The organism is Actinophytocola sp. NPDC049390, from assembly GCF_044466355.1.
Classification (GTDB): Bacteria; Actinomycetota; Actinomycetes; order Mycobacteriales; family Pseudonocardiaceae; genus Actinophytocola.
The window spans coordinates 110,525-133,261 of the sequence record NZ_JBITMQ010000015.1; the positions used below are offsets into that span (position 1 = coordinate 110,525).

Consider the following 22,737-nt stretch of genomic DNA (forward strand, 5'->3'; position numbering starts at 1 on the left):
AGTCTTCTCAGGGGCCAGGAATGGGCACCCACACTCCGGGCACGTACGATCCCGCCCGTGAACGCGAGACTCGTCGATCTGCTCAAGCAACTTCGCGCCGAGGCGGACTCTTTACCGCAACGGCTGGTAGCTCCGGAATACATTGCGTGGAAGTCGCGCGTACATTCGACGTTTACAAAGGCGCTTGGGCCACGCCATCCCATCATTGACCGATTCCTGAACATCCAATGGTCCGGCAGATACGGCGGCACCGCGCAAGATTGGTTCCTGTCCGGACTTGGGCAAGCAGTCGGCTTGATAAACGCAGCGATATACGAACTCGAAGAACTCAACGCTTTCGAGGATGGCGAAAACGACACCTCGGTGGATCCGGAACTTTGGGACCACATCAGCAAGCTAGTTGCCGCCGAAGCATGGGGGCAGGTAGCGAGTCAGACGGCGATTTTCACCGAGGATCGGATCAGGAAGTGGACCGGCCGACCGGCGCAGGAAGTCGGTGAGCGGCTGATGACTGCGGTATTCGGCGAACAGGGCGAATACCGCCTAGGCCTAACCACGGGTGAAAAGAACGGTTGGCACCGATTCGCCATGGGGATATCCATGGCGCTCAGGAATGCTGACGCTCATCGGATTCAGGACCGACCAGACCACAAGCGCTATGCCATGGGCGTAGTCGGAGCTAGCAGCCTGCTACTCACACAACTCCGCTACGAGCATGGCAACCGATTCCATGACCAATCGAGCGTCAGCCCTGAGCCGGTCGAGCCGGTCGAGGAGGACTGACCACGGAGACACCTGCGCTCGAGGACCGACAACTTTTGTTGTCACGCGCATAACCCCCGAAGGGGGTTTGTGTCTAGACCTAAGTTCTAAGCTCCTAAGCACCTAGCCCCTAAGTCCTTGGTCATTTGGTCTTTGACCACGGGTTATAAGCTCTTGGGTCTAAGCTTCTTGTTTGATACCAAGACTTTTACTTAAAGCTAGACCTTAGGTAGAAGTTAGAACTTAGGGCTTGACCAGCTAAGATCCATGATCCGTGGCCATGGTCCTACGTGGCCTTGCTCAAGGTCGAGCCTACGGCTTGTCCTTCGCTCCGCTCAGCCTCCGGCTCAGCCCTTGTCTAAGGGTCGAAGACCAGAGAGTGCCTGAGAGCCCCTGTGAGGCTCTGACACCCCCTCTCCGGTGTCCTTACCCTCTTGAGGCCTACAAGGGGCTCAGCGGCCATCTGAGCGCCAGGAACGGCCGCTCTCGGATGACATGGGCGACTCAGCCCCCATGATCCGTTCGGTCTGTGCCGACATGCCGACCTCACCCGGTCCGGGCGGAGTCCTGCCAGTAAGCCGGTCGAAATACCAGTCTGCCGAGGTCAGAGGGGGTGGGTACTCGACGCTCAGCGGGTCAGACACCTTGCGACCACCGGTCAGGCCTCGGACCTCGGTGGCCTGCGTGCTCGTGGCCTTGCGCTTGCGGGGCTTGCTCATGCCGACCGGCTCCACCTGGCGTTAGCCGCCTTACGGGCAGCCTCAGCACGGCTCATCGGTTCCCGAGGCCCGTCGGCAGTGCGCGTAGGCGTCTCGTCTTCCTCGGTGAGCCGGAGCTGGCGGAGCAACGTAGCCAGCGTGGCCCGACCCTGGCGCAGCTCTGCAATCAGCGGGTGTGCAACCGGCTGATTCCGAGAACCGTTCACGGTCAATTCGTCGTCGGACAATCCGGCCACCACGTTTTCGAGCCTGTCGACTAGGTCGGCCATCTTCGCAGCGTCTTCCAACACCCGAAGTTCATCCGGCCGGAGATCCCAACCATTGTCGACATGGGTGATGTCCTGCCAGAGCTTCTTACCGGCCTTGCCTAGGCCACGTGGCGCGTACTGCTTAGTCATTCTCGTGTCCTTTCCGTTATGTATCCAAAATGCGTCACGGATGATGCTCCGCGGACGTGACCAATTCGTGACCTAAGAATGTGCCCTGCGGCTTCTCGGATAGGGCCACCATCGTCGGCGTGGACATTCAGCCTCGAAGCACTCGACGAATCCGGCGCATTCGCCTCGGAGAGCAGCGGGAAACCCTCGAATCCGGCCCCAGCCTTGGGGCGACACAGGGCCTATGGCCAGGCGTTTTAGGACACCGGAGGTAAATCCCTACCGCGTACGTCGTACGCAAAGGGCCACCCGCATTACGTCGCGATACTGGTGCGGAGGGGAGGGGATACACCCCCATCCCCCTAAGGCCTCTGACCTGCGGAAACGTGCTCCGCGGAACGGTCTGCGAGACTCAAAGCGTTGCTACACAAGCGAAAGCGCACAGACAGTCAGGGCCTCTCTGCCTCCCCATGCCACCCCCCACCCCTGTGCCCCCCGAGGTCAGCAGTCCCCCTGCTGTCGCAGCAAGCGGCCCTGTGCACAGCAGGCGGCGCTAGCCCCCGACACCTCCGACATCCCCACTCCCCTGCCTGCCAGGCTCAAGCGACACAGACCACACGGACCAGCGCGAACACACGAGTCGGGCATACAAGGCCCTGAGTGCGCCTCTGCCGGACTGAGAGTCCTGATGGGGTGATGACACCGGACGGGACGGTTCAGGCCGCGTATGGCGCTCTCAGGGGCCAATACAGGTCTCTCTGCGGCAACCAGGGGTTGGTCTTCTAGATCCGGGGATAAGCCTCCGGCCCGTGGTCTCCGCTTCGCTCCGGGCCTCCGCCTTGAACCGGAGCTAGGTGGCTCGATGAACACTCTTGGGTGCGTGCGTCTGCGTGACTCGGTGGTACTCAGACCAGGCGTCCGCAGCTTGGACCAATGCAGTCCAGCGCTCAGTCAGTCCACGGTCATTCGGGTACTTCCTCGCTAACCTCTGAACCCAGGTCAATTCGCGGTCGAGCATCTCGCAGGTCAGGCAGCAATACCGGTGCTTCGAGTTCGCTCGGAACAACCCTGGACAACCCTCACGGGGACACCGCTTAGTAGTCATGCTTTCCTCTCTCCATTCGCCGTTTTGTCTCTCTGACTCGTCTTGCCACGCGTTCGGGTCTTACTGGACCGGCTCGATACGTGGACCACTTGATTCGTCGGTCAAGCGTCTTTAGGTCTGCGTGCTTGTAACCAACCCACATGAAGTCAGGTAGGCGTCTACGACGTCTTGTCATTCGTTCTCCGAGGTACGACAAGACCCCCAACCGATTGACCGGCTAGGGGTCTTTGAGTGAATGCCACGTGGCTATGCCTCAGTCCACGTGCGTTGTGCTTCTAGGTGAGCCGGAGGCTGAGCGGAGCGAGGAACAGACCGGAGGCTCGACTAGGACTCACAGGGTCTGAACTTCATGGGATCCACTCCGGCCTACGCTCGGTTCCTCCGCTTCGCTCGGGCTCCGGCCTTCGTGGCAACCATGACGTCTAAGACTCTTAGTGACTAAGACCTTGGTTCTTATCTTGTTTCTTAGACTTGTTACTTAGCGGCACTGTGACAGTCACCATTGCTTCCCAGGACAGTCACCATTGACGTCCAAGACAGTCACCATTGCCCCCAAAGGTGACCGTGACAGTCACCATTCAGGAGTTGGGGGCTAATGGTGACCGTGACAGTCACCTTTGGGGGTGCGGACTCTAAGGGTGACCGTGACAGTCACCATTCAGACCAGCCGGTACACGATCGCTCGACCTTGACGCTTGCCAGTGTCGACCAAAAGGCCAGCTTTCGTGAGGCGTGACCTTTCGGTCTTGACGTGCCGCTCAGCAATGTCGGTCTCTTCCGCGATCAAGGCGCTGCCCGCGTAAACCGTGCGGTCTTTGCCGTGAGCCCTGAGGGCATACGCGGTAGCCACGTGGAATATGCGATGTTGTCCCTTGAACGCCTTGCTGACCTTGTTCAGCCATTCCCGACGCTCTTTGAGTCCGAACGGTCCGGCAGGCTCAACCACCGTGGCCACCGTCTCAGGCCCTGAGGTCTTCTCGACGGCCACGGTGGGTGGAGCTGGTGTCGCAGGCGCTCCTAGCGCTGAACGTGGCTCAGGGACGCTCTCAGCGGCTTGGGAGGGAGCGAACGGCAACCCGTAGTCTCGGGCGCTTTCCGGCCTAGAGCGCTTGGCCTTGCGCACCTCGCTGTCAGCCTCTCGACGGGCCTTGTCGGTCTGAGCTGCATCCCACGCGGGTGACCCGAAGAACGGGAGATCAGCCGTGGTCGTCACAAGACACCCCCTGCCGGGAGCATCACGCTTTCGCACCTATGCGGGTGGCCCCTCGGAATCCGACAGACGTAACCCGCTTGGCCTCGGTGTTCGCGATAGGTCATCACACCGTGGCGACAATCAGGGGCCGTATCTTCAGGCCCCCAAATCTCAACTAGTGGTTTGTCCTTCATTGCGCTTTCTCCCCATGGGGGTTGGGGCCACACGGTGACCCTGGATACGAGTTCGACGCTGATACATGTTGCGACACGAAAGGCAGACCGTCGCACCATTTGGGCGAACTACTGTCCGACTTGCATCGTGGTTGTTAATGCACACACCTCCTCCTTTCTTTCTTGAATTTCGGAACATATTCGCCGGCTCGGACGTTCAACAATTCCGATAGACGTTCCGCGGAACTAGCCAAAGAAGGCCTAATCCGAAGGGTAAACAGATTAGGCCTCGATTGATCGATGCTGCTATTGCTCGGTCATCACCCTGTACGGCGGCCGACAGGATCTCCCTTCGTTGTAATGGCTACTGGGTGACGTCTAAGTGCGCAGGCAAACCGTCCACGCAAGTTCGAACCAAAGGGCCTCCGGTCACTGACGAACAACCGGAGGTAAGGGCCGGAATCAGACAAGCAGCCTGAATGTGTAGTCGTTCTTTGCCGCCGTGTAGAGCGGGATATTCAGCTTGTCGTCACCGACCATGTGCTGTTCCCACCGAGCGAGCGAGGAATACGCTTCCTGGTCCCCCTCGACGTCGACCAGCACTTGCCACTGCTCGAACTTCCCGGGCTTCTCACCCTGGATATCGCGATTGATCCACGTTGCGTACGACTCAAGCGTCTTCTGTACGGCAATGCAGTCGTCCCACGCCTTGACAGCCTGCCAGCCAAGCTGAGCGAGAACCTTTGGCGAGAATGGAGCCGGAGGGAGGTGAGACACGGCCTGCTTGTATTCGAGCGCCGCAGCCTCGAACCCAGGGGTAGCCTGCTTGACCGCTTCGGGAACGAATCGCATGTACTCGTCATTCAGCCGATTAGCCAGGGCAACCAGAACCCCTACCCTCGCCTTGTCCGCATACTCAGTCGTCACGAGCGTTTGCGAGTAGTCGTGTATGGCCTTGTCGAGATCACCGGTGCTGACATTCGAGACGTCCGGCAGTCGGTAACCAACCTGACCAGGAACCGTTGCAACTCGGATGGTCTCGATTGTGTCAACCATCCGATCAGGGAGGGTGACACCCTCGAACGTCTCAAGTCGTTTCGCTTTCCGCGTGGCCTTCATTGCCGCAGCCTTAGCGCTGGACAATGCGTTGTGCATGTCGTTCATTGGTGCGTCTCCCTTACTTGGTTGGGCTGGTGATGCTCGAATACAACTGGCGCAACTCGCGCAACAGTCGGCGCTCTTGCCGACTCCGTGGCCGGACGGATTGAATCAGGATCAAAATCTGCTGATGCGTCGACACCGGAGAGGTCACAATTCGTCTTCCCCTCGTTCGCCAATCGGAACCTCGCCAAGTAGCCACGGGATCGAAACTCGAGACTGTCGGGAGATCCTGTAAAGCGATTGGAACGTGGGCACTCTGTAGCCGTTGAGCCACAGAAACAGGCTTTGATAACTCGTCCCTACGTGTTTGGCGTAGGCCCCTTTCGTGAGGCCAGATTCAGCGTGAAGGATACGAATCCGTTCCGCGACCACATCGGGGTCAACGGCGGGTATCTCTGTCATGTCCATCAAAAGGTGAACCCCTCTCTAAACTACAGTTGATGATTAGGTAATCTGGGTAGGACAAAGACCCCTGACTGAGCTGTGCGGCAGGCTGCAACGGACAGGTACTCAGTCAGGGGCAGACTCGGAGTCCCGAGAATCGAGGGAGACGAATGCTCAGCCTCGGGACATGGAGGAGCGCTCAGGAGGGAGAAGCGCTCAGCCGACCCCGTGAATCGAGGAACTCAGGGGGCAGGCAGAGGGGGAGAAAGGAAGACCCCTCACCCTTAGACAGTGTTTCGGCTTCACACCTTGACCAGGGCTTTTGCGTTCGCCCTGCGCTCTCGCTGCTGTCGCCTGCGTCGGGCCTTTCGACACTCGTCAGAGCACGTCTCAGCGGGCCTACCGGCCTTGGTCCTGACCAGTGCCTGAGCATCCGAGCATGAGTTACACCCGCATTGATCCCATGGGATCTCCGGGAACTCGCAGCCTGCAAGGTCAGTGGTCACGGGTTGCCCGCACTCCGAGCAGTTACGGACGTACTTGGTCTCACCGGCTTTCTTGACCACGAATCCGTGGCCAGCGGTTACGAAACCTCGAATCCTGCTACGTCGTTCCTGCTCTTGCTCACTGACGTGGGTACGGGCGACATGTGGAGCCTCACCTACTGCGTGTAGATCATGGCCTCGGTACCCGATACGCGGAGCATCGTCGTACGACAGACCTTCTCGGGCTGTCGGGGCCAAGCGGGTCTTAGTGATCAGGTTGGAAATCGGATCCTCGACCGACAGGGTGCCTGCTGGCGGAAGGCCCTCCGATTCGTCGACATCCTCGCCCGGATATGCCGCACTCAGAAGTTCGCTCAGTTCGTCGGCAACCGTGGCCTTGGCTTTCGTCCTCATGCCGACACCGCCTGCTGAGCGTCGAATCGGACATGGTCGGCCCTGCACCGAGGTACGTAGTCCTTCGGGTCGGGTGACCAGCGAAGCCACTTCCCCCTGACCTCTCCGACAATCTCCCGGTCTCCTGCGGTGTGGTTGTATGACCAGTCCTCAGCCTGCCCGCCACAGTCCACGCAGTCGTGTTCCGAGGCTGAGCCTCTGAGGCTGCGTACACGCGTGTGAGCACCGCTGTAGCTGACGCTGTCACCCGTCCATTGCGTGGACAGGTTGCGTTGACGTCCCTTATCTACAGGCGTTCCGTCGTCCAGGTCAGTCCACTCGCTAACTCCACCCCCTTCGGTCACCCGCCATCTAGGCCTTGTCGGGTCTTGTCCTTGGGTGGCCCATCGGAGCAATCGTCGTGCTTCCTCCCGAGTGACCACACCTGCCTCGATGAGGTCATGTGCGGCATCGAGCGGGTACGTCCGATGTCGGTCGCTTTCCGCCCTAACCAGCGCAGCCAAATCGTTCAAACTCCTCACTGCCGATTTCCCTTCGTTCGTGTGTCGCTCTTCTAACCAAGAAAGGCCCACCAACCGGGCAGCGCTTCACCCCCTCGAAGTCCTCAGGCACCCGCAGCTAGGCGGTAACTGGCCTCCGACATGGCCGTAGAGACGAGAAAGCCCCTTCTAGGTGATCGCACACCTAGAAGGGGCTGACGTCTCGCCTCGGAGGCTGCCAGGGGCCTACTTCCTCCGACCACCATCCGGGACTCCGCAGTACGGCACCTCTCGTACGTGGCCGGGACGTTCGTCGTCTGGGAACACGTACACGATCACGGCCGGTCGTCCGCAGGTGCAGACCTCTCCGGCCTTGGGACCACGCTGCCCCAACGTCGCCTGCCATGACTGGTCACTGGTCATCGGGTCTCACCCTCCGACCCGAGGTAGCGCAGGAACCGCGCGTAGGCGTCCGGATCGTGCCGCACGGCGGTCTGTAGCTCCGCGATCAGCCGCTCATCCTCGGCGACTCTGCGACGCCACGCGGAGAGCGGGTTTAGCCTGGTCAGAAGCTTGTGAAGCATGATCACCCTTCCTTGAGGGTGACCCCGTACGGACGTGCTCAACCAGGGCTAACCTACGAACTTGTAGGCAGACCTCGGTTGGAGACCTCCATACAGGACCACCCTGCGAGCTGTTTGCAGGTTGGCTCCGTTTGGGCCTCTACAAGTGGGCCTACAAGCTCGACCCGTACGTGCCGTCCGAGCTGGTCGCCGACTGCTTCGCACTCGCCCTGGACATCCGTTCGCTGGACATGCGCGCGAGCCCCTACGACCTGACCCCGCTCGGCTACGCTCCGGTGCGGATCGAGACGGCGGAGGGCCGGGCCCGGTACCGGCGGGAACAGGCCGGGTTCGCCGAGCGGGCACAACCGTTGCGGGCGAGGCTGATCGCACTGTGCGAGGAGTTGCTGGGATGAGGTCACTGGTCGCGGTCCTGCTGGCGACGATGGTGCTGGCGGGGTGCGTGTCACGGGAGGGCGGCACACCGGACGGCGACGGGACCACGGCCACCACCCCGGCAGCCGGCCCGGTCGACCTGGCCGTGCCCATCGAGCTGCGGCCGGTGCTGGAGACCGAGTCGGCCGACCCGACGGTGATCGTGCTGCCCACCGAGGACGGCGAGCGGCTGACGCTGGCCGAGCCCATGCTGACGATCCGCAGGCTGGACAGCGCCGAGGTGAGGTTCGAGAACAACACCTGGGCGCTCATCCTCGACCTGGACGACGCCGACGGCCAGACGTTCGGCGACTGGACCGCCGCCCACACCGGCGAACGGCTGGCGATGGTCGCGGACGACGAGGTGATCATGGCGCCGCAGATCCAGTCCGCCATCACCGGTGGAGAGATCCAGATCACGGGCGACTACACGCAGGACGAGGTCCAGGACCTGCTCGACCGGATCACCGGCCGGTAGGGCTGTCCCCACCACGACGACGGGGGCGCACCGGATGTCGGAGCACCCCGGCCAGCCGTAGCGTTCGGCACACCATCCACTCGGCGAGAGGGATTGTGTTGTGCTGACAAGGAAATCCACCCGTGTCGTGGCGGGTTCGCTCGCGGTGGCGCTCGGCTGTGTCGCCACCGTGCCGGCGGCCGCCGACCCACGCCACGACCACGGCCACACCGACGTCCAGGCGGTCATCGACGACTTCGTCGCCGACGGGGCACCGGGCGCGATGGTCTACGCCCAGGACCGGCACCACCGCTGGTCGGTCGCCAGCGGCACCCGCGAACTCGGCACCGACCGGCCGATCCGGCCCCGCGACCGGGTGCGGGTCGCGAGCAACACCAAGATGTTCGTCGCCGCGGTGGTGCTGCGACTCGTCCAGGACGGCGAGGTCGAACTGGACGCGCCCGTCGAGGAGTACGTGCCGGGGCTGGTGGCCGGCAACGGGTACGACGGCACGAAGATCACCGTCCGGCAGCTGTTGCAGCACACCAGCGGGATGGCCGACTACGTCGCCGACGTGCTGGCCGACCCGGACGCGAACAACCACCCCTGGCGCCCGGAGGAGCTGGTCGCGATCGGGCTGAGCCACCCGCCGCGGTTCGCGCCGGGCGACGGGTGGGCGTACTCGAACACCGGGTACATCGTGCTCGGCCTGATCGTCGAGGCGGTCACGGGCAACGACCTCGGTGACGAGATCAGCGACCGGCTGATCCGGCCGCTCGGGCTGGGCTCGACCACGTACCCGGAGGCGGGCGACAAGCGGATCCGGGGGCCGCACGCGCACGGGTACTACGCGTTCCCCGGGCAGCCCGTCACGGACATCACCGAGCTGGAGCCGAGCCTGCCCGGTGCCGCGGGCTCGCTCATCTCCACCGGCCCGGACCTGACCCGGTTCGTGCGGGCCCTGTTGTCCGGCAAGGTGTTGCGCCCCGACCTGCTGCGGGAGATGCGCACGACCGTCGAGGCGGCGGGGTACGACTACGGCCTCGGCATCGGCGAGATCTCCCTGCCCTGCGGCGGTACCGCGTGGGGACACGCGGGGAACCTGCCCGGCTACGACACGTTCACCGCCGTCACGGAGGACGGCCGCTCGGTGTTCGTCGTCGTCAACGGGCGGCTGGCGGACGGCCGGGCCGCGAACGTGTGGAAAGCGGCGGAGACCGCACTCTGCTGACCGCGGTCAGCCGGTGAAGAAGTCCTTCAGCACCACGGAGATCGTCGCCGGATCGGCCACATGGGACTGTCCGGCGACGACCTTCCGCGTCGCGTTGGGGACAAGGGCGGCGATGGCGTCCGCGGCCGCGTCGAAGTAGCCCGGCCGCAGACCGCTCATGTGCGGGTCCGGCACGCCGCCGGTGGCGACGAGGGTCGGCTGGGTGATGCGGGCCAGCTCGGCGGCGGGTGGCGTCCCGTCGCCGAGGCACGCCGCGTCGTAGCCCAGGGTGTGGGCGATCTTCAGCAGTCCGGGCCACATCGGCGACCCGGCCGCGGCCGTGATGTCGTCCTCGCCGGAGCCGGCGAGCCGCATGAACAGCCGCAGCGCCGCGTCCCGGTCGTCCATGGCGAGGGCGGCGTCGAGCTGTGTCACGTACTCACGCCAGCCCACCGCCGCGGCCTCGCCGACCGCGTACGGCACCTCGTACACGGACAGCCGGTCGATCGGCAGACCGGCCGCGGCGGCCCGCAGGGCGAGCGCACCACCGGACGAGACGCCGTGGACGTGGGCCGTGCCGCCCGCCGCCTCGATCAGGGTGGCGAGGTCCTCGACCTCCCGTTCCAGCGCGTACGGCTGGGTGTCGCCGCTGCCGCCCCGGCCGCGGCGCGCGTAGTTGTACACGGTGAACCACCGCGACAAGGCGGTCGCGAGCGACGCGTTCTCCGCGCCGTCGTCGAGACCGCCACCCACGAGCACGACGGCAGGGCCCTCGCCCTCGCGGGTGTACGCGAGGACCGTGCCGTCGGGTGAGGTCACTGATAGGCCTCGATGGGCGGGCAGGAGCAGACGAGGTTGCGGTCGCCCTTGGCGCCGTCGATGCGCCGCACCGGCGGCCAGATCTTCGGCCCGGTCGCGCCCTGCGGGTACACGGCCTCCTCACGGCTGTACGGGTGCTCCCACTTGCCCGCGATGGACTCGGCCGTGTGCGGCGCGTTGCGCAGCGGGTTGTCCTCCAGCGGCCAGTCGCCGCGGCCGACGCGGTCGATCTCGCGGCGGATCGCGATCATGGCGTCGCAGAAGCGGTCCAGCTCCGCGAGGTCCTCGCTCTCGGTCGGCTCCACCATCAGTGTGCCCGCCACCGGGAACGACATCGTGGGCGCGTGCAGGCCGTAGTCGGCGAGCCGCTTCGCGACGTCGTCGACGGTGATGCCGGTGGCCTTGGTGATGCCGCGCAGGTCGAGGATGCACTCGTGCGCGACGAAGCCGCCCTCGCCCGCGTACAGCACCGGGAAGTGCTCGTTCAGGCGCTTCGCGACGTAGTTCGCGGCGGCCACGGCGGTCATGGTCGCGCGCCGCAGCCCGGCGCCGCCCATCATCCGCACGTAGGTCCACGAGATCGGCAGGATCGACGCGCTGCCCCACGGCGCCGCGCTGATCGGTCCGACACCGGTGGCCGGACCCGCCTTCGGCTGCAGCGGGTGGTTCGGCAGGTACGGCGCGAGGTGCGACCGCACGCCGATCGGCCCGACGCCGGGACCGCCGCCGCCGTGCGGAATGCAGAACGTCTTGTGCAGGTTCAGGTGTGACACGTCGGCGCCGAACTTCCCGAAGCGCGCCAGCCCGATGAGCGCGTTGAGGTTCGCGCCGTCCACGTAGACCTGACCGCCCGCGTCGTGCACCAGCTCGCACACCGTCCGCACGGTGTCCTCGTACACGCCGTGCGTCGACGGGTACGTGATCATGATCGCGGCGAGGTCGTCGCGGTGTGCGTCCACAGTGGACCGCAGGTGGTCGAGGTCGACGTTCCCGTTGTCGTCGCAGCGAACGACGACGACCTTCATACCGGCCATGGCGGCGCTGGCGGCGTTGGTGCCGTGCGCGCTCGCGGGGATCAGGCAGACGTCGCGCTCGCCCTGCCCGTTGGCGCGGTGGTAGGCCCGGATCGCGAGCAGGCCGGCGAACTCGCCCTGGCTGCCCGCGTTCGGCTGCAGGCTGACCGCGTCGTAGCCGGTGAGGCGGGCGAGCCAGTCCTCCAGGTCGGCGACGATGTCCAGCAGCCCGGCGGCGTCCCCGGCCGGCGCGAACGGGTGCAGCTGTGCGAACTCCGGCCAGGTGATGGGCTCCATCTCGGCGGTCGCGTTGAGCTTCATGGTGCACGACCCGAGCGGGATCATGGACCGGTCCAGCGCGACGTCCTTGTCCGACAGCGAACGCAGGTAGCGCAGCAGCGCGGTCTCCGAGCGGTGCGTGGAGAAGACGGGGTGCGTGAGGTACTCGGACGTGCGGCGCAGCTGTCCGGGGACGGCGTCCTCGGTGTCGATGTCGAGCTGGTCGATGTCACCGTCCACCCCGAAGGAGGCCCACAGCCTGTGCACGTGGTCGCGTGTGGTGGTCTCGTCGCAGGAGACCGACACCCGGTCGGCGGACACGCGGTGGACGTTGATGCCACGGTCGCGAGCGCTCGCGACCACCTCGTCGGCCCGGCCGGGCACCTCGACCAGGACGGTGTCGAAGAAGTGCTCGTGCACCACGGTCACCGCGCCCTGCCGCAGCCCGGCGGCGAACACGGCGGCCATCCGGTGGGCGCGGGTCGCGATGTTCCGCAGCCCGTCGGGCCCGTGGTAGACCGCGTACATGGAGGCGACGATGGCGAGCAGCACCTGCGCGGTGCAGATGTTGCTGGTGGCCTTCTCGCGGCGGATGTGCTGCTCACGGGTCTGCAGCGCGAGCCGGTAGGCGCGGTTGCCGTCGGCGTCGACGCTCACCCCGACGAGACGGCCGGGCAGCTGCCGCTCCAGCCCCTGCCGCACGGCGAGGTACCCGGCGTGCGGGCCGCCGAAGCCCATCGGCACCCCGAACCGCTGGGTGGACCCGGCGACGACGTCCGCCCCGATCTCCCCGGGCGGCCGCAGCAGGGTCAGCGCGAGGATGTCCGCCGCGACGACCACCTGCGCGCCACGGTCGTGCGCGGCCTCGATCAGCGCCGCGTGGTCACGCACCGCGCCGCCGGCGCCCGGGTACGACAGGAGCACCCCGAAGAACTCCCCGTCCGGCAGCCCGTCGGTCAGGTCGACGACCTCGACCTCGATCCCGAGCGGCTCGGCGCGCGTCTCGATGACCGCGACGGTCTGCGGGAACGTGTCGGCGTCGACCAGGAACCGCGCGGACTTCGCCTTCCCGGCCCGCCGGACGAGCGTCATCCCCTCGGCGGCGGCGGTCGACTCGTCGAGCATGGACGCGTTCGCGAGCGGCAGGCCGGTGAGGTCGGCGACCATGGTCTGGAAGTTCAACAGCGCCTCGAGGCGGCCCTGGGAGATCTCCGGCTGGTAGGGCGTGTAGGCCGTGTACCAGGCGGGCGACTCGAGCACGTTGCGCAGGATGACCGGCGGCGTGAGGGTGCCGTAGTAGCCGAGCCCGATCATCGAGGTCAGCGGCGAGTTCTTCGCGGCGAGCCCACGCAGCTCGGCGAGCGCCTGCGCCTCGGAGGCGGGTGCGGGCAGCCCGAGGTCGGGGTTCTCCTCCCGGATCGAGTCCGGCACGGCCCGCTCGACCAGCTCCTCCAGTGACCCGACACCGACCACGTCGAGCATCCGCGCCAGCTCGGCCGGGCGGGGCCCGATGTGCCGGTCGGCGAACTGGGTGCCGTCCTCGAGGGCGGCAAGGGGAATCCGGTCCTGGGTCATCGGCGCGCCTCCGGGCGTGGGGTGGGCATGCGGACTGCTGCCCTCCCCCTCTGTCCGTGCACGCTAGGACGTGCGCCTGAGAGCTTCATCCAGATCACCTGGACTTGCACCTTCGGCGGGCCCGGTCACCCGGTCCGCTTTCCAGAGGCGTCTACTCCACGCGGTTCGGGTGCCTGAGAGGTTCCGGGGAGGATTTGCTCCTTCGGCGCCGAGCCGGGGCTCGGTCTCTCCCGCGCGGGATCAGCGACTACGCCGGTAGCGTACCCCCAGACAGGTCCCCGAAGCGCGCAAGGTCACGAACGTCAAGGGGTCCTTCAGCACGCAGGAAAAACCAGGGCCCAGGTCAGCCCGCGTTTCGGGCCTTCCGGCGAGCGGTCAGCTCGTCGTCGACGACGGTCTCGACGACCCCACCGTCGGCCCGCTCGGCGGGGAACTCGTGAATCGTCCCGTTGATCTCCTGCATGGCACCTGACACGGCGATCCCGAAGACGCCCTGCCCGCCTTGCAGCAGATCCACGATCTCCTCGGGCGACGTGCACTCGTACACCGTCGTCCCGTCCGAGAACAGGGTGATCTTCGCCAGGTCACGCACCCCGCGACGACGCAGGTGGTCCACCGCGACCCGGATGTTCTGCAGGGACACCCCGGTGTCGAGCAGCCGCTTGACGACCTTCAGTACGAGGATGTCCTTGAACGAGTACAGCCGAGCCGACCCCGAGCCGTGCGCGCTACGGATCGACGGAGCGACGAGCCCCGTGCGCGCCCAGTAGTCGAGCTGGCGGTATGTGATGCCGGCGATCTGACAAGCCGCGGGCCCGCGGTAGCCGACGAGCTCGTCCGGTCCGGACTGGTCCGGAAACAGCTCGCCCTGCTCACCGGTGACGGGACCTTCCTCGACCACGCCTGCCTCCAGTCTCCTGCCACGCGCGAGCCGTTGGCTCGTCGATACGACGGTAGGTCGGCGGGGAGACCGGGTCAACGCGACGCGCGGGAGCGCGCGTCGCAAACCTAAACCTGATGTGTAGCCTTCGTTACCGATCGGATATCTGTGTGGTGCCGTCTCACGTGTCCGCGCCGCGGAAATCCTCCGGCGACACGCTGTCGAGGAACTCGCGGAACTTCTCGACCTCGTCCTCCTGCTCGTCCGGGATGATCAGCCCGGCCTCCTGGAGCACGGCGTCCTCCGCGTGGATGGGGACCCCGATCCGCAGCGCGAGGGCCACGGAGTCACTCGGCCGCGCGGACACCCGCACGTCACCGTCGAACACGAGTTCCGCGAAGAAGGTGCCCTCCCGCAGGTCCGTGATCCGCACCTGCTCGAGCTCTCGCCCCAACGCTCCGATCACGTCCTTGAGCAGGTCGTGTGTCAGCGGTCGCGCGGGTCGCACCCCCTGCTGCTCCAGTGCGATGGCCGTCGCCTCCACGGAGCCGATCCAGATCGGGAGGTATCGCTCACCTTCGGTTTCGCGCAGCAGCAAGATCGGTTGATTGGCGGGCAACTCCACCCGCACGCCCACGACTCGCATCTCGCTCATCGGGTTCGCCTCCCTCCGACTGGCTCAGCGAGGATGTACAACCACATCTTCGAGCATCGCTCATCGCTGGCATCGACGCTACCCGCCATCCGGTTTCGACGCTTGTGCAATCCTGAATCGATCGGATGCCGATGCCACATCGTGCCAACGAGTTGATCTTCAGCTTACTTCCCCGCGATGCGCCGCAAACCCGCCTTGACTAGCAACGTGTGCAGCCCGACGGACAGCGCGGCCAGCTCACGGACCGCCTCGTCCGCCTTGTCCCCGCGCAGGGGAGCCACGATCTGCTCGACCAGGCCGACCTCGCGGTCGGCCGCCGCGCGGAAGCCCCGCAGGTGCCGGGGTTCGATGCCGTAGCCGGCCAGGGCCCGCGCGACCGAGGCGACCTGTGCCGACTCGTTGTCGTACAGCCCGGCGGGACCCGGTTTGACCAGCCCGTACTGCTCGAGTTCACCCAGTGTGGCCGCGTCGACACCCGCTGTCTCAAGGAGTTCCTCGCGGGTCATCCGCCGCAGCGGCCGGTCGGCGAAGTCCTCCGCGGCGGGTAGCCCGTCGGCAGGAACCGCACGCAGGACGCGTGGCCGGCCGGCGCGGTCGGCCGCGTCCAACTGGTCCTTGATGACCTTGAGCGGCAGGTAGTGGTCACGCTGTGCGGCCAGCACGAACCGCAGCCGGTCCACGTCCGAGGGGGTGAACTGCCGGTACCCGGAGGCGGTGCGAGCAGGCCGCACCAGCCCTTCCGCCTCCAGGAACCGGATCTTCGAAACGGTGACGTCCGGGAACTCCTCGCGGAGCAGGCCGAGCACCGCACCGATGCTCAGCCGGCCGCCAGCCGACCGCCCGGCCGCCGTCACGCCTACCTCCGCTGTGGCCCTAGGACGCGTTCGCGCCGGTGAGGAACACGAGGCGGAACTTGCCGATCTGCACCTCGTCGCCACTCGCGAGAACCGCCTGGTCCACCGGCTCGCGGTTGACGTAGGTGCCGTTCAGGCTGCCGACGTCGATGACCACGAACTCGCCGCCCTCACGCCGGAACTCGGCGTGCCTGCGGGAAACCGTGACGTCGTCGAGGAAGATGTCGCTGTCCGGGTGCCGACCCGCGCTCGTGGTGTCGCGGTCGAGCAGGAAGCGCGAACCCGCGTTCGGCCCACGCTTGACGACCAGCAGAGCGGAACCGGCCGGCAGAGCGTCGACACCGGCGACGGAAGGCTCGCGGGCCGGCGTCTCGGTTGCCTCGGCGTCGAGGAAGTCGGCCCGGAACACGGAAGTCCGCTCCGGCGACTGCTCCGGCGGCACGCCGGGCCCGTCGTTGGTGCTCACCTGAGCTCTCCTCCTGCTGGTGCTTCTCGTTCCCTAGTCAACCTACCGTGCGCGATCAGTGGGCCCGGAGTTGCCTCCCCGGACTACTTGTCGGTCAGCGCCTGATAGGCCGCGGCGTCCATGAGCTCGTCCAGCGCGGCGACGTCGGCGACCGTGATCTCGACGATCCAGCCTTCGCCGTACGGGTCGGAGTTGATCAGCTCCGGCGACTCGTCCAGCGCGGTGTTGACCGCGGTCACCTCGCCGGAGACCGGCGCGAAGATCTCCGAGACGCTCTTGGTGGACTCGACCTCGCCCAGCGGCGCGCCCGCGTCCACGTTCTCCCCCACCTTGGGCAGCTCGACGAAGACGACGTCACCGAGCTGGTCCTGGGCGTAGTCGGTGATGCCGACGCGCACGGTGGTGCCTTCGGTGGTGGCGAGCCACTCGTGCTCTTCGGTGTACTTCAGGTCTTCCGGCGTCACTGGACTTCCTCCGCGGTTCTGGTTTGGGCGAAGCTTAGATGGACCGGGTCGGCAGTGGTGCGCGCAGTGCCATGCGTGTCTGTACGAGGTAGAGCAGGCCCGACCAGACGAACAGGGCGCTCCCCCACACGACGAACGCGTAGGCCACCGGACGGGCGATCGTGGCGAAGTCCGAACCGCCCTGTGCGATCAGCAGCAGCGGCATGGCGTACATGAGGTTGAACGTGGCGGCCTTGCCGACGTAGGTGACTTCCGGCGGCCCGAACCCGTTGCGGCGCAGCACCCAGATGCACACGGCCACCATGAGGTCGCGGCCGACCAGCACCAGCGCGAACCAGAGCGGGATGATGTCGCGCAGCACGAACGCGACGACCGTGGCGAGCGTGTACAGCCGGTCCGCGGCGGGGTCCAGGATCGCGCCGAGCCTGCTGGCCTGGTTGAGCCAGCGGGCGAGCTTGCCGTCCGCCCAGTCGGACACGCCGCTGTAGACGAGCACGGCGAGCGCCCAGCCGTCGGCCTTGGGGCCGAGGAGGAGCCACAGGAACACGGGAACCAGCGCGAGCCGGATGATGCTCAGCAGGTTCGGGATGGTGAGCCACCGGTCGGGCAGCTCCTCGGGCACTGATGCCATGCCCCGCAGCGTATTCGCCGGTCAGCGCGCCCCTCGGGTCAGGCTCCACCCACGGCGGCGCAGGTCCGCGTCGGTGAACGACCTCGGCCGCCCCTTGTCGTCCACACCGACCCAGCGCGCGTTCTCCCGCACGTAGGCGTGTCCCTGGCACCACACGACACGACCCTGTGCGGTGGGTAGCTGTGATGACGTCCTGGTCCTGCTCGTCTCAGCCATGTCCTCGCTGCCTGTTCGGATCAGTTCCTCCCGATAGGCCTTTCGCCTCTGGCGCGAGATTCGTTATCCGGTTCGTTATGAAGTGCCCACATGGTGGAAACCGGGGTCGAGGCAACTACGTAGCGGAACGATTTCGGCAGGTGGACGACACCGTCCGATGTCACCGCGTCCGCGACCGATTCGGTGAACGCGGCCCGCACCGGTGACTCCCCCACGAGCCGGACCGCCCGCAGTATCGGTTCGCTGCCGAGCATGGCGGTCCACGCCGCGCCGACGCTCGGGTAGGTGGCCTGGCACCGCACCTCGCCCGTGCGCAGCAGGGCGAGGCCACGGGCGGGCAACGCCCCGTCGAGCCCCTCGTCCGCACCGGTCGCGGGCGCGAGGAGGTCGAGCCGGCGCAGGTGGCCCGCGAAGGTCTCGGCCCAGCAGCCCGCCGGCCGGACCCATCCGCCGACCGCGACCCGCCCGCCGGGGCGGACCACCCGCACCAACTCGGTCAGCACCGCCGCCCGGTCCGTCCCGTTGTGCACCGACGCCCCCGTCGTCACAACGTCGAACGTGCCGGTGTCGAACGGCAGCGCGTCCCCGGGTTCGACGAGTCCACCGACCCGCAGGTCGGCGTCCGGGAGCGCCCACCGCGCGATCTCCAGCCGCTCCACCGCGGTGTCCGTGCCCGCGACCAGCGCTCCCCGCTGCTCGGCGGCGCACAGGAACAACCCGACCCCGCAGCCGACGTCCAGCAGCCGCTGTCCGTCGAGCGGTCCGAGCGCGGCCAGCACGGCCCGGTGCAGCGGCCCGAGCTCGCGCTCCGGCAGCGGCGGCCAGTCCTGTTCGCTGTCCTGCAACGGATACCCGTGAATCGTTCCGGCGATCATGTCGCGCTCCCTGCCCGTCGCGACCCATGGTCGTCGTCACGGCCGCCCGGCACATCGGGCATTGCCTCAGATCGCGGTGCCGGAAGTCTTACGCCGACAGTGCGCCGGATCACATCGGCGAGGGATACTGACGTGATGAGCCGGTGCCCGGCATGAGCCGAGGACCGACCCGACGCGGGGGCCGCCGTGGAATGGCAGGAGCTGCGTGGCGAGATCGTCGCCACCACCACGAGGGTCGGCGAGCTGCTGCGCGCGGTGCCCACCGGTGACCTGCCGCTCGCCAGGGTCGACTGGTCGGCGGCCGAGACGGGAGCGCACCTGGTCAGCGTCGCCCGGCGGTACCGGGGCATGGTCCGCAGGTCACGCCGGCTGCCGGACTCGCTGGCCGAGGACAACCGGCGGGCGCTCGCGGAGGTGCCGGAACGGGATCCGGGCGCGCTCGCCGACCTCCTCACCAGCGAGGTCGGCGTGCTGCTCGACGTGCTGGGCCCCGACGGCGACCGGCCGACGTGGTACTTCGCCTGTCCGCACACGTCCGCCGGGCTCGGCGCCATCATGCTCACCGAACTGCTGATGCACGGCCTGGACCTCGCACAGGCGACGGGCCGTCCGTGCCCCTCGCCAAGGACCAGGCCGCCGCGTGCGTCCACGGGCTCGTCCCCGCGGTGATCCAGTTCGCCGACCCCACGGCGGCCCGCGCCGCCACCGGGACCTACCACCTGCACGTGCGCGGCAGCCACGACTGGACCATCCGCATCCACGACGACGTCACCACCGTCGAACGCGGTCGTCCCCTGCGGTGCGACCTGACACTTCTCCGTCGACCCCGCCGCGTTCCTGCTGACCAGCTTCGGTCACCTCGGCCGGACGCGCGCGGCGCTCACCGGCAAACTCGTGGCGTGGGGCCGCAAACCCTGGCTCGCCCCGCGTTTCGTGGCGACGTTCCGCGAGACCTGACGCTCCGCTGTGTCGAACTCGTGCCGGGAACGGTCACTCCGCCCGGTGGCGTCGTCTTCCCGGGGCCGGCGCCTGCGGTTCGGACTCCTCGGCGGCCTGCTCCCGCGGCGTGGCACGCGGCTCCGCCCGCTGCGCCATCTCGCGCAGCAACTGGTCGAAGATCGGCGTCGACATCACGTTCTCACGTGTCATGCGCGCCCTCCTTAACGTGAAATCCGCCTGCTCCGGACGGTAATGCCCAAGCCGGTTCAGACTGCCAAACCCGGGCCGACACGATCGGGCGAACCACGCGCCCTGGTAGGACATACTGCGAGTAAGAATCGGGGCCGACTGAACGGGTGAGGGGCCGCATGACCGACAACCTGGTTTCGCTCAAGGTCGACATCGGGGACGGTGTCGCCGAGGTGACGCTGCTCGGGCCCGGCAAGGGCAACGCCATGGGGCCCGACTTCTGGCGCGAGCTGCCCCAGGTGTTCGGCGAACTGGACCGCGACGACGCAGTCCGGGCGATCGTGCTCACCGGCAGCGGCGCGAACTTCTCCTACGGCCTCGACCTGCCCGCCATGTCCGGCAGCTGGGCGCCCATGCTCGGCGACAAGTCGCTCGCCAGGCCGCGCACGGACTTCCTCGACGAGATCCGGTCGCTGCAGCGGGCCGTGACGGCGGTCGCCGAGTGCCGCAAACCGGTGATCGCCGCGATCAGCGGGTGGTGCATCGGCGGCGGGGTGGACGTGATCGCGGCCGCCGACATCCGGCTGGCGAGCGCGGACGCCAAGTTCAGCGTGCGTGAGGTCAAGGTCGCGATCGTCGCCGACCTCGGCAGCCTCCAGCGCCTGTCCGGCATCGTCGGCGAGGGGCACCTGCGCGAGCTGGCGTACACCGGCAAGGACATCGACGCCGCCCGCGCCGAGAAGATCAACCTGGTCAACGACGTCCACCCGGACCAGGAGGCGGTGCTGGCCGCCGCGCGGGAGCTGGCCGCCGACATCGCGGCGAACCCGCCGCTGGTGGTGGCCGGGGTGAAGGACGTGCTCGGTCACCGGCGGGAGGCCGAGGTCGCCGAGGGTTTGCGGTACGTGTCCGCGTGGAACGCGGCGTTCCTGCCGAGTGAGGATCTTGGTGAGGCGGTGGCCGCCTTCCTCGAGCGGCGGGCACCGAAGTTCAACGGAAGGTAGGAGGACAGCGAGGGTGAGCAGCGCAGCCACCGAGACGTTCCGCGCGGCACGGGACTTTCTCCTCGAACACCGGACGGACTACGCCCGCGCGAGCGCGGAGTTCGAATGGCCGAGCCTGACCGAGTTCAACTGGGCGATCGACTGGTTCGACGCCGTCGCCGCGACGGAACCGACCGCGTCGCGGCTCGCGCTGTGGATCGTCGAGGAGGACGGCAGCGAGCTGAAGTGGACGTTCGCGGACGTCTCGCGGCGGTCGAACCAGGTGGCCAACTGGTTGCGCGCGGGCGGCGTCAAGCGTGGCGACCGGCTCATCCTCATGCTCGGCAACCAGGGCGAGCTGTGGCTGACCATCCTCGCGGCCATGAAGCTCGGGGCCGTGATCATCCCCGCGTCCACGCTGCTCGGTGCCGCCGACCTGCGGGACCGCGTGGACCGCGGCCGGGCCGCGCACGTGGTGGTGCGGTCGGTCGACGCGGAGAAGTTCGCGGACGTGCCAGGGCAATACACCCGTATCGCCGTGGGTGAGCCGGTCGACGGCTGGCTGGACTTCGCCGACCACGAGAGCGCCGACGCCGTGTTCACGCCGGACGGCGCGACCGGGGCGGACGACGCGCTGCTGCTGTACTTCACCTCGGGCACGACCGCGCGGCCCAAGCTGGTGCGGCACACGCACGTGTCGTACCCGGTCGGCCACCTGTCCACGATGTACTGGATCGGTCTCGAGCCGGGCGACGTGCACCTCAACATCTCGTCGCCGGGCTGGGCGAAGCACGCGTGGAGCAACGTGTTCGCGCCGTGGAACGCCGAGGCCACGGTGTTCCTGTACAACTACAACCGTTTCGACGCGGTCGGGCTGATGAACGTGATGGACCGGTGCGGCATCACGTCGTTCTGCGCGCCGCCGACGGTCTGGCGGATGCTGATCCAGGCGGACCTGACGGTGCTGAAGACGCCGCCGAGCAAGGTGGTCGGGGCGGGCGAGCCGCTCAACCCCGAGGTGATCGAGCAGGTCGGCAGGTCGTGGGGGGTGACGATCCGCGACGGGTTCGGCCAGACCGAGACGTCGGTGCAGGTCGCGAACACCCCGGGCCAGCCGGTGAAACCGGGGTCGATGGGCCGTCCGCTGCCCGGGTTCGGCATCGCGTTGCTCGACGCGAACGGCGTACCCAGCGACGAGGGCGAGATCTGCATCGACCTGTCGCGCCACCCGGTCGGCCTGATGACCGGCTACGCGGACGACGAGGAGCGCACGGCCGACGTGATGCGCGACGGCTACTACCACACCGGCGACGTCGGCGCCCGCGACGCGGACGGCTACATCACCTACGTGGGCCGCGCGGACGACGTGTTCAAGGCGTCGGACTACCGCATCTCGCCGTTCGAGCTGGAGAGCGTGCTGATCGAGCACGAGGCGGTGGCCGAGGCCGCGGTCGTCCCGGCACCGGACCCGATCCGCCTGGCGGTGCCGAAGGCGTACGTGGTGCTGGCCGCCGGCCACGCCCCCGACGCCGACACGGCCCGCTCCATCCTGGCCTTCGCCCGCGAGCACCTGGCCCCGTACAAGCGGATCCGCCGCCTGGAGTTCACCGAACTGCCGAAGACCATCTCCGGCAAGATCCGCCGCGTAGAACTCCGCAGCCGCGAACACGCCACCCCGGAAACCCGATCCCCAGACGAATACCGAGAAGAAGACTTCCCCGACCTCCACAAATAACCCCGCGAGTCACGCCCCCAGGCACACCGAGTTGTCGATCTCGTGCACACACACGCCACCGACACCTACACAAAACACACAACTCGCTACGCCCAGGAGCGCGACTCGCGCGAAGTCAGACAACGCGAGTCACGCCCCAGAACACCGCGAGTCACGCCCTCACACACACCGAGTCGTCGATCTCGTGCACACACACCCCAACGACACCAGCACAAAACACACAACTCGCTACGCCCAGGAGCGCGACT

Annotated in this window: 22 protein-coding genes, 1 pseudogene and 1 riboswitch; of the genes and pseudogenes, 7 read left to right on the top strand and 16 right to left on the bottom strand. The window is 66.9% G+C overall.

Annotated features, from left to right (window positions below):
- The first annotated feature begins 57 nt into the window (after window positions 1–57).
- A complete protein-coding gene (locus ACIBVP_RS35155; RefSeq protein ID WP_396110773.1) occupies window positions 58–783 on the top strand; it encodes a TIGR02391 family protein in 726 nt (241 codons plus the stop codon).
- 694 nt (window positions 784–1,477) lie between these two features.
- Here ACIBVP_RS35155 and ACIBVP_RS35160 read toward each other — a convergent pair.
- The 5 genes from ACIBVP_RS35160 to ACIBVP_RS35180 form a co-directional block, all read right to left on the bottom strand.
- Complete coding sequence (locus ACIBVP_RS35160; RefSeq protein WP_396110774.1) at window positions 1,478–1,879, bottom strand: hypothetical protein; 402 nt, start codon at window positions 1,877–1,879, stop codon at window positions 1,478–1,480.
- Between the two features lie 1,742 nt (window positions 1,880–3,621).
- Window positions 3,622–3,951 (bottom strand): hypothetical protein, encoded by a 330-nt coding sequence (locus tag ACIBVP_RS35165; RefSeq protein WP_396110775.1) that lies wholly within the window; start codon window positions 3,949–3,951, stop codon window positions 3,622–3,624.
- Between the two features lie 839 nt (window positions 3,952–4,790).
- Window positions 4,791–5,492 (bottom strand): hypothetical protein, encoded by a 702-nt coding sequence (locus ACIBVP_RS35170; RefSeq protein ID WP_396110776.1) that lies wholly within the window; start codon window positions 5,490–5,492, stop codon window positions 4,791–4,793.
- Between the two features lie 144 nt (window positions 5,493–5,636).
- Window positions 5,637–5,897 carry a helix-turn-helix domain-containing protein gene (locus ACIBVP_RS35175; RefSeq protein ID WP_396110777.1) on the bottom strand — a complete coding sequence of 87 codons (261 nt, stop codon included), beginning with the start codon at window positions 5,895–5,897 and terminating at the stop codon, window positions 5,637–5,639.
- A 1,773-nt stretch (window positions 5,898–7,670) separates the two neighbouring features.
- Window positions 7,671–7,835 carry a hypothetical protein gene (locus ACIBVP_RS35180; RefSeq protein WP_396110778.1) on the bottom strand — a complete coding sequence of 55 codons (165 nt, stop codon included), beginning with the start codon at window positions 7,833–7,835 and terminating at the stop codon, window positions 7,671–7,673.
- 131 nt (window positions 7,836–7,966) lie between these two features.
- On the opposite strand from ACIBVP_RS35180, the pseudogene ACIBVP_RS35185 reads away from it, so the two are divergent.
- From ACIBVP_RS35185 to ACIBVP_RS35195, 3 genes and pseudogenes are all read left to right on the top strand, one after another.
- Window positions 7,967–8,230: pseudogene (locus ACIBVP_RS35185) on the top strand (3-methyladenine DNA glycosylase); the annotation flags it as partial.
- Window positions 8,227–8,727, top strand: a complete 501-nt coding sequence (locus ACIBVP_RS35190; protein WP_396110779.1) for a SecDF P1 head subdomain-containing protein — start codon at window positions 8,227–8,229, stop codon at window positions 8,725–8,727. The pseudogene ACIBVP_RS35185 and the gene ACIBVP_RS35190, both read left to right, overlap by 4 nt.
- Before the next feature lie 100 nt (window positions 8,728–8,827).
- On the top strand, window positions 8,828–9,937 hold the full coding sequence (locus tag ACIBVP_RS35195; RefSeq protein WP_396110780.1) for a serine hydrolase domain-containing protein: 1,110 nt from the start codon (window positions 8,828–8,830) through the stop codon (window positions 9,935–9,937).
- 6 nt (window positions 9,938–9,943) lie between these two features.
- Here the strand turns inward: ACIBVP_RS35195 and ACIBVP_RS35200 are convergent, their stop codons facing one another.
- The 10 genes from ACIBVP_RS35200 to ACIBVP_RS35245 all read right to left on the bottom strand — a co-directional run bounded on the left by ACIBVP_RS35200 (window position 9,944) and on the right by ACIBVP_RS35245 (window position 18,643).
- Complete coding sequence (locus ACIBVP_RS35200; protein WP_396110781.1) at window positions 9,944–10,735, bottom strand: alpha/beta fold hydrolase; 792 nt, start codon at window positions 10,733–10,735, stop codon at window positions 9,944–9,946.
- The gene (gcvP, locus tag ACIBVP_RS35205; RefSeq protein ID WP_396110782.1) at window positions 10,732–13,602 is read right to left on the bottom strand and encodes an aminomethyl-transferring glycine dehydrogenase; all 2,871 of its coding nucleotides are present in this window, start codon (window positions 13,600–13,602) and stop codon (window positions 10,732–10,734) included. Before gcvP ends, ACIBVP_RS35200 begins: the two co-directional genes overlap by 4 nt.
- A gap of 151 nt (window positions 13,603–13,753) precedes the next feature.
- A riboswitch (glycine riboswitch) is annotated at window positions 13,754–13,845 on the bottom strand.
- A gap of 100 nt (window positions 13,846–13,945) precedes the next feature.
- Window positions 13,946–14,503, bottom strand: a complete 558-nt coding sequence (locus ACIBVP_RS35210) for a MerR family transcriptional regulator (RefSeq protein WP_396110783.1) — start codon at window positions 14,501–14,503, stop codon at window positions 13,946–13,948.
- A gap of 160 nt (window positions 14,504–14,663) precedes the next feature.
- Window positions 14,664–15,137, bottom strand: a complete 474-nt coding sequence (locus tag ACIBVP_RS35215) for a bifunctional nuclease family protein (RefSeq protein WP_026422231.1) — start codon at window positions 15,135–15,137, stop codon at window positions 14,664–14,666.
- Window positions 15,138–15,301: 164 nt separating this feature from the next.
- Window positions 15,302–15,991 (bottom strand): MerR family transcriptional regulator, encoded by a 690-nt coding sequence (locus ACIBVP_RS35220; RefSeq protein WP_396110784.1) that lies wholly within the window; start codon window positions 15,989–15,991, stop codon window positions 15,302–15,304.
- 19 nt (window positions 15,992–16,010) lie between these two features.
- Window positions 16,011–16,457 carry a glycogen accumulation regulator GarA gene (gene garA, locus ACIBVP_RS35225; protein ID WP_396110785.1) on the bottom strand — a complete coding sequence of 149 codons (447 nt, stop codon included), beginning with the start codon at window positions 16,455–16,457 and terminating at the stop codon, window positions 16,011–16,013.
- 83 nt (window positions 16,458–16,540) lie between these two features.
- Window positions 16,541–16,921, bottom strand: a complete 381-nt coding sequence (gene gcvH, locus ACIBVP_RS35230) for a glycine cleavage system protein GcvH (protein ID WP_396110786.1) — start codon at window positions 16,919–16,921, stop codon at window positions 16,541–16,543.
- Window positions 16,922–16,955: 34 nt separating this feature from the next.
- On the bottom strand, window positions 16,956–17,552 hold the full coding sequence (locus tag ACIBVP_RS35235) for a CDP-alcohol phosphatidyltransferase family protein (RefSeq protein WP_396110787.1): 597 nt from the start codon (window positions 17,550–17,552) through the stop codon (window positions 16,956–16,958).
- A gap of 21 nt (window positions 17,553–17,573) precedes the next feature.
- Window positions 17,574–17,768 (bottom strand): hypothetical protein, encoded by a 195-nt coding sequence (locus ACIBVP_RS35240; protein WP_396110788.1) that lies wholly within the window; start codon window positions 17,766–17,768, stop codon window positions 17,574–17,576.
- Window positions 17,769–17,788: 20 nt separating this feature from the next.
- Entirely contained in the window at window positions 17,789–18,643 is an 855-nt protein-coding gene (locus ACIBVP_RS35245) for a class I SAM-dependent methyltransferase (protein WP_396110789.1), read from the bottom strand.
- Between the two features lie 186 nt (window positions 18,644–18,829).
- Here ACIBVP_RS35245 and ACIBVP_RS35250 point away from each other — a divergent pair, with 186 nt between their 5' ends.
- Complete coding sequence (locus tag ACIBVP_RS35250) at window positions 18,830–19,312, top strand: maleylpyruvate isomerase N-terminal domain-containing protein (protein ID WP_396110790.1); 483 nt, start codon at window positions 18,830–18,832, stop codon at window positions 19,310–19,312.
- 321 nt (window positions 19,313–19,633) lie between these two features.
- On the opposite strand, the gene ACIBVP_RS35255 is transcribed toward ACIBVP_RS35250, so the two are convergent.
- The gene (locus ACIBVP_RS35255) at window positions 19,634–19,792 is read right to left on the bottom strand and encodes a hypothetical protein (protein WP_396110791.1); all 159 of its coding nucleotides are present in this window, start codon (window positions 19,790–19,792) and stop codon (window positions 19,634–19,636) included.
- Between the two features lie 158 nt (window positions 19,793–19,950).
- Between ACIBVP_RS35255 and ACIBVP_RS35260 the strand changes: the two genes are divergently transcribed.
- Both ACIBVP_RS35260 and ACIBVP_RS35265 read left to right on the top strand, forming a co-directional pair.
- Window positions 19,951–20,775 carry a crotonase/enoyl-CoA hydratase family protein gene (locus ACIBVP_RS35260; protein ID WP_396110792.1) on the top strand — a complete coding sequence of 275 codons (825 nt, stop codon included), beginning with the start codon at window positions 19,951–19,953 and terminating at the stop codon, window positions 20,773–20,775.
- Window positions 20,776–20,788: 13 nt separating this feature from the next.
- Window positions 20,789–22,489, top strand: a complete 1,701-nt coding sequence (locus ACIBVP_RS35265; RefSeq protein WP_396110793.1) for an AMP-binding protein — start codon at window positions 20,789–20,791, stop codon at window positions 22,487–22,489.
- Window positions 22,490–22,737 lie beyond the last annotated feature (248 nt).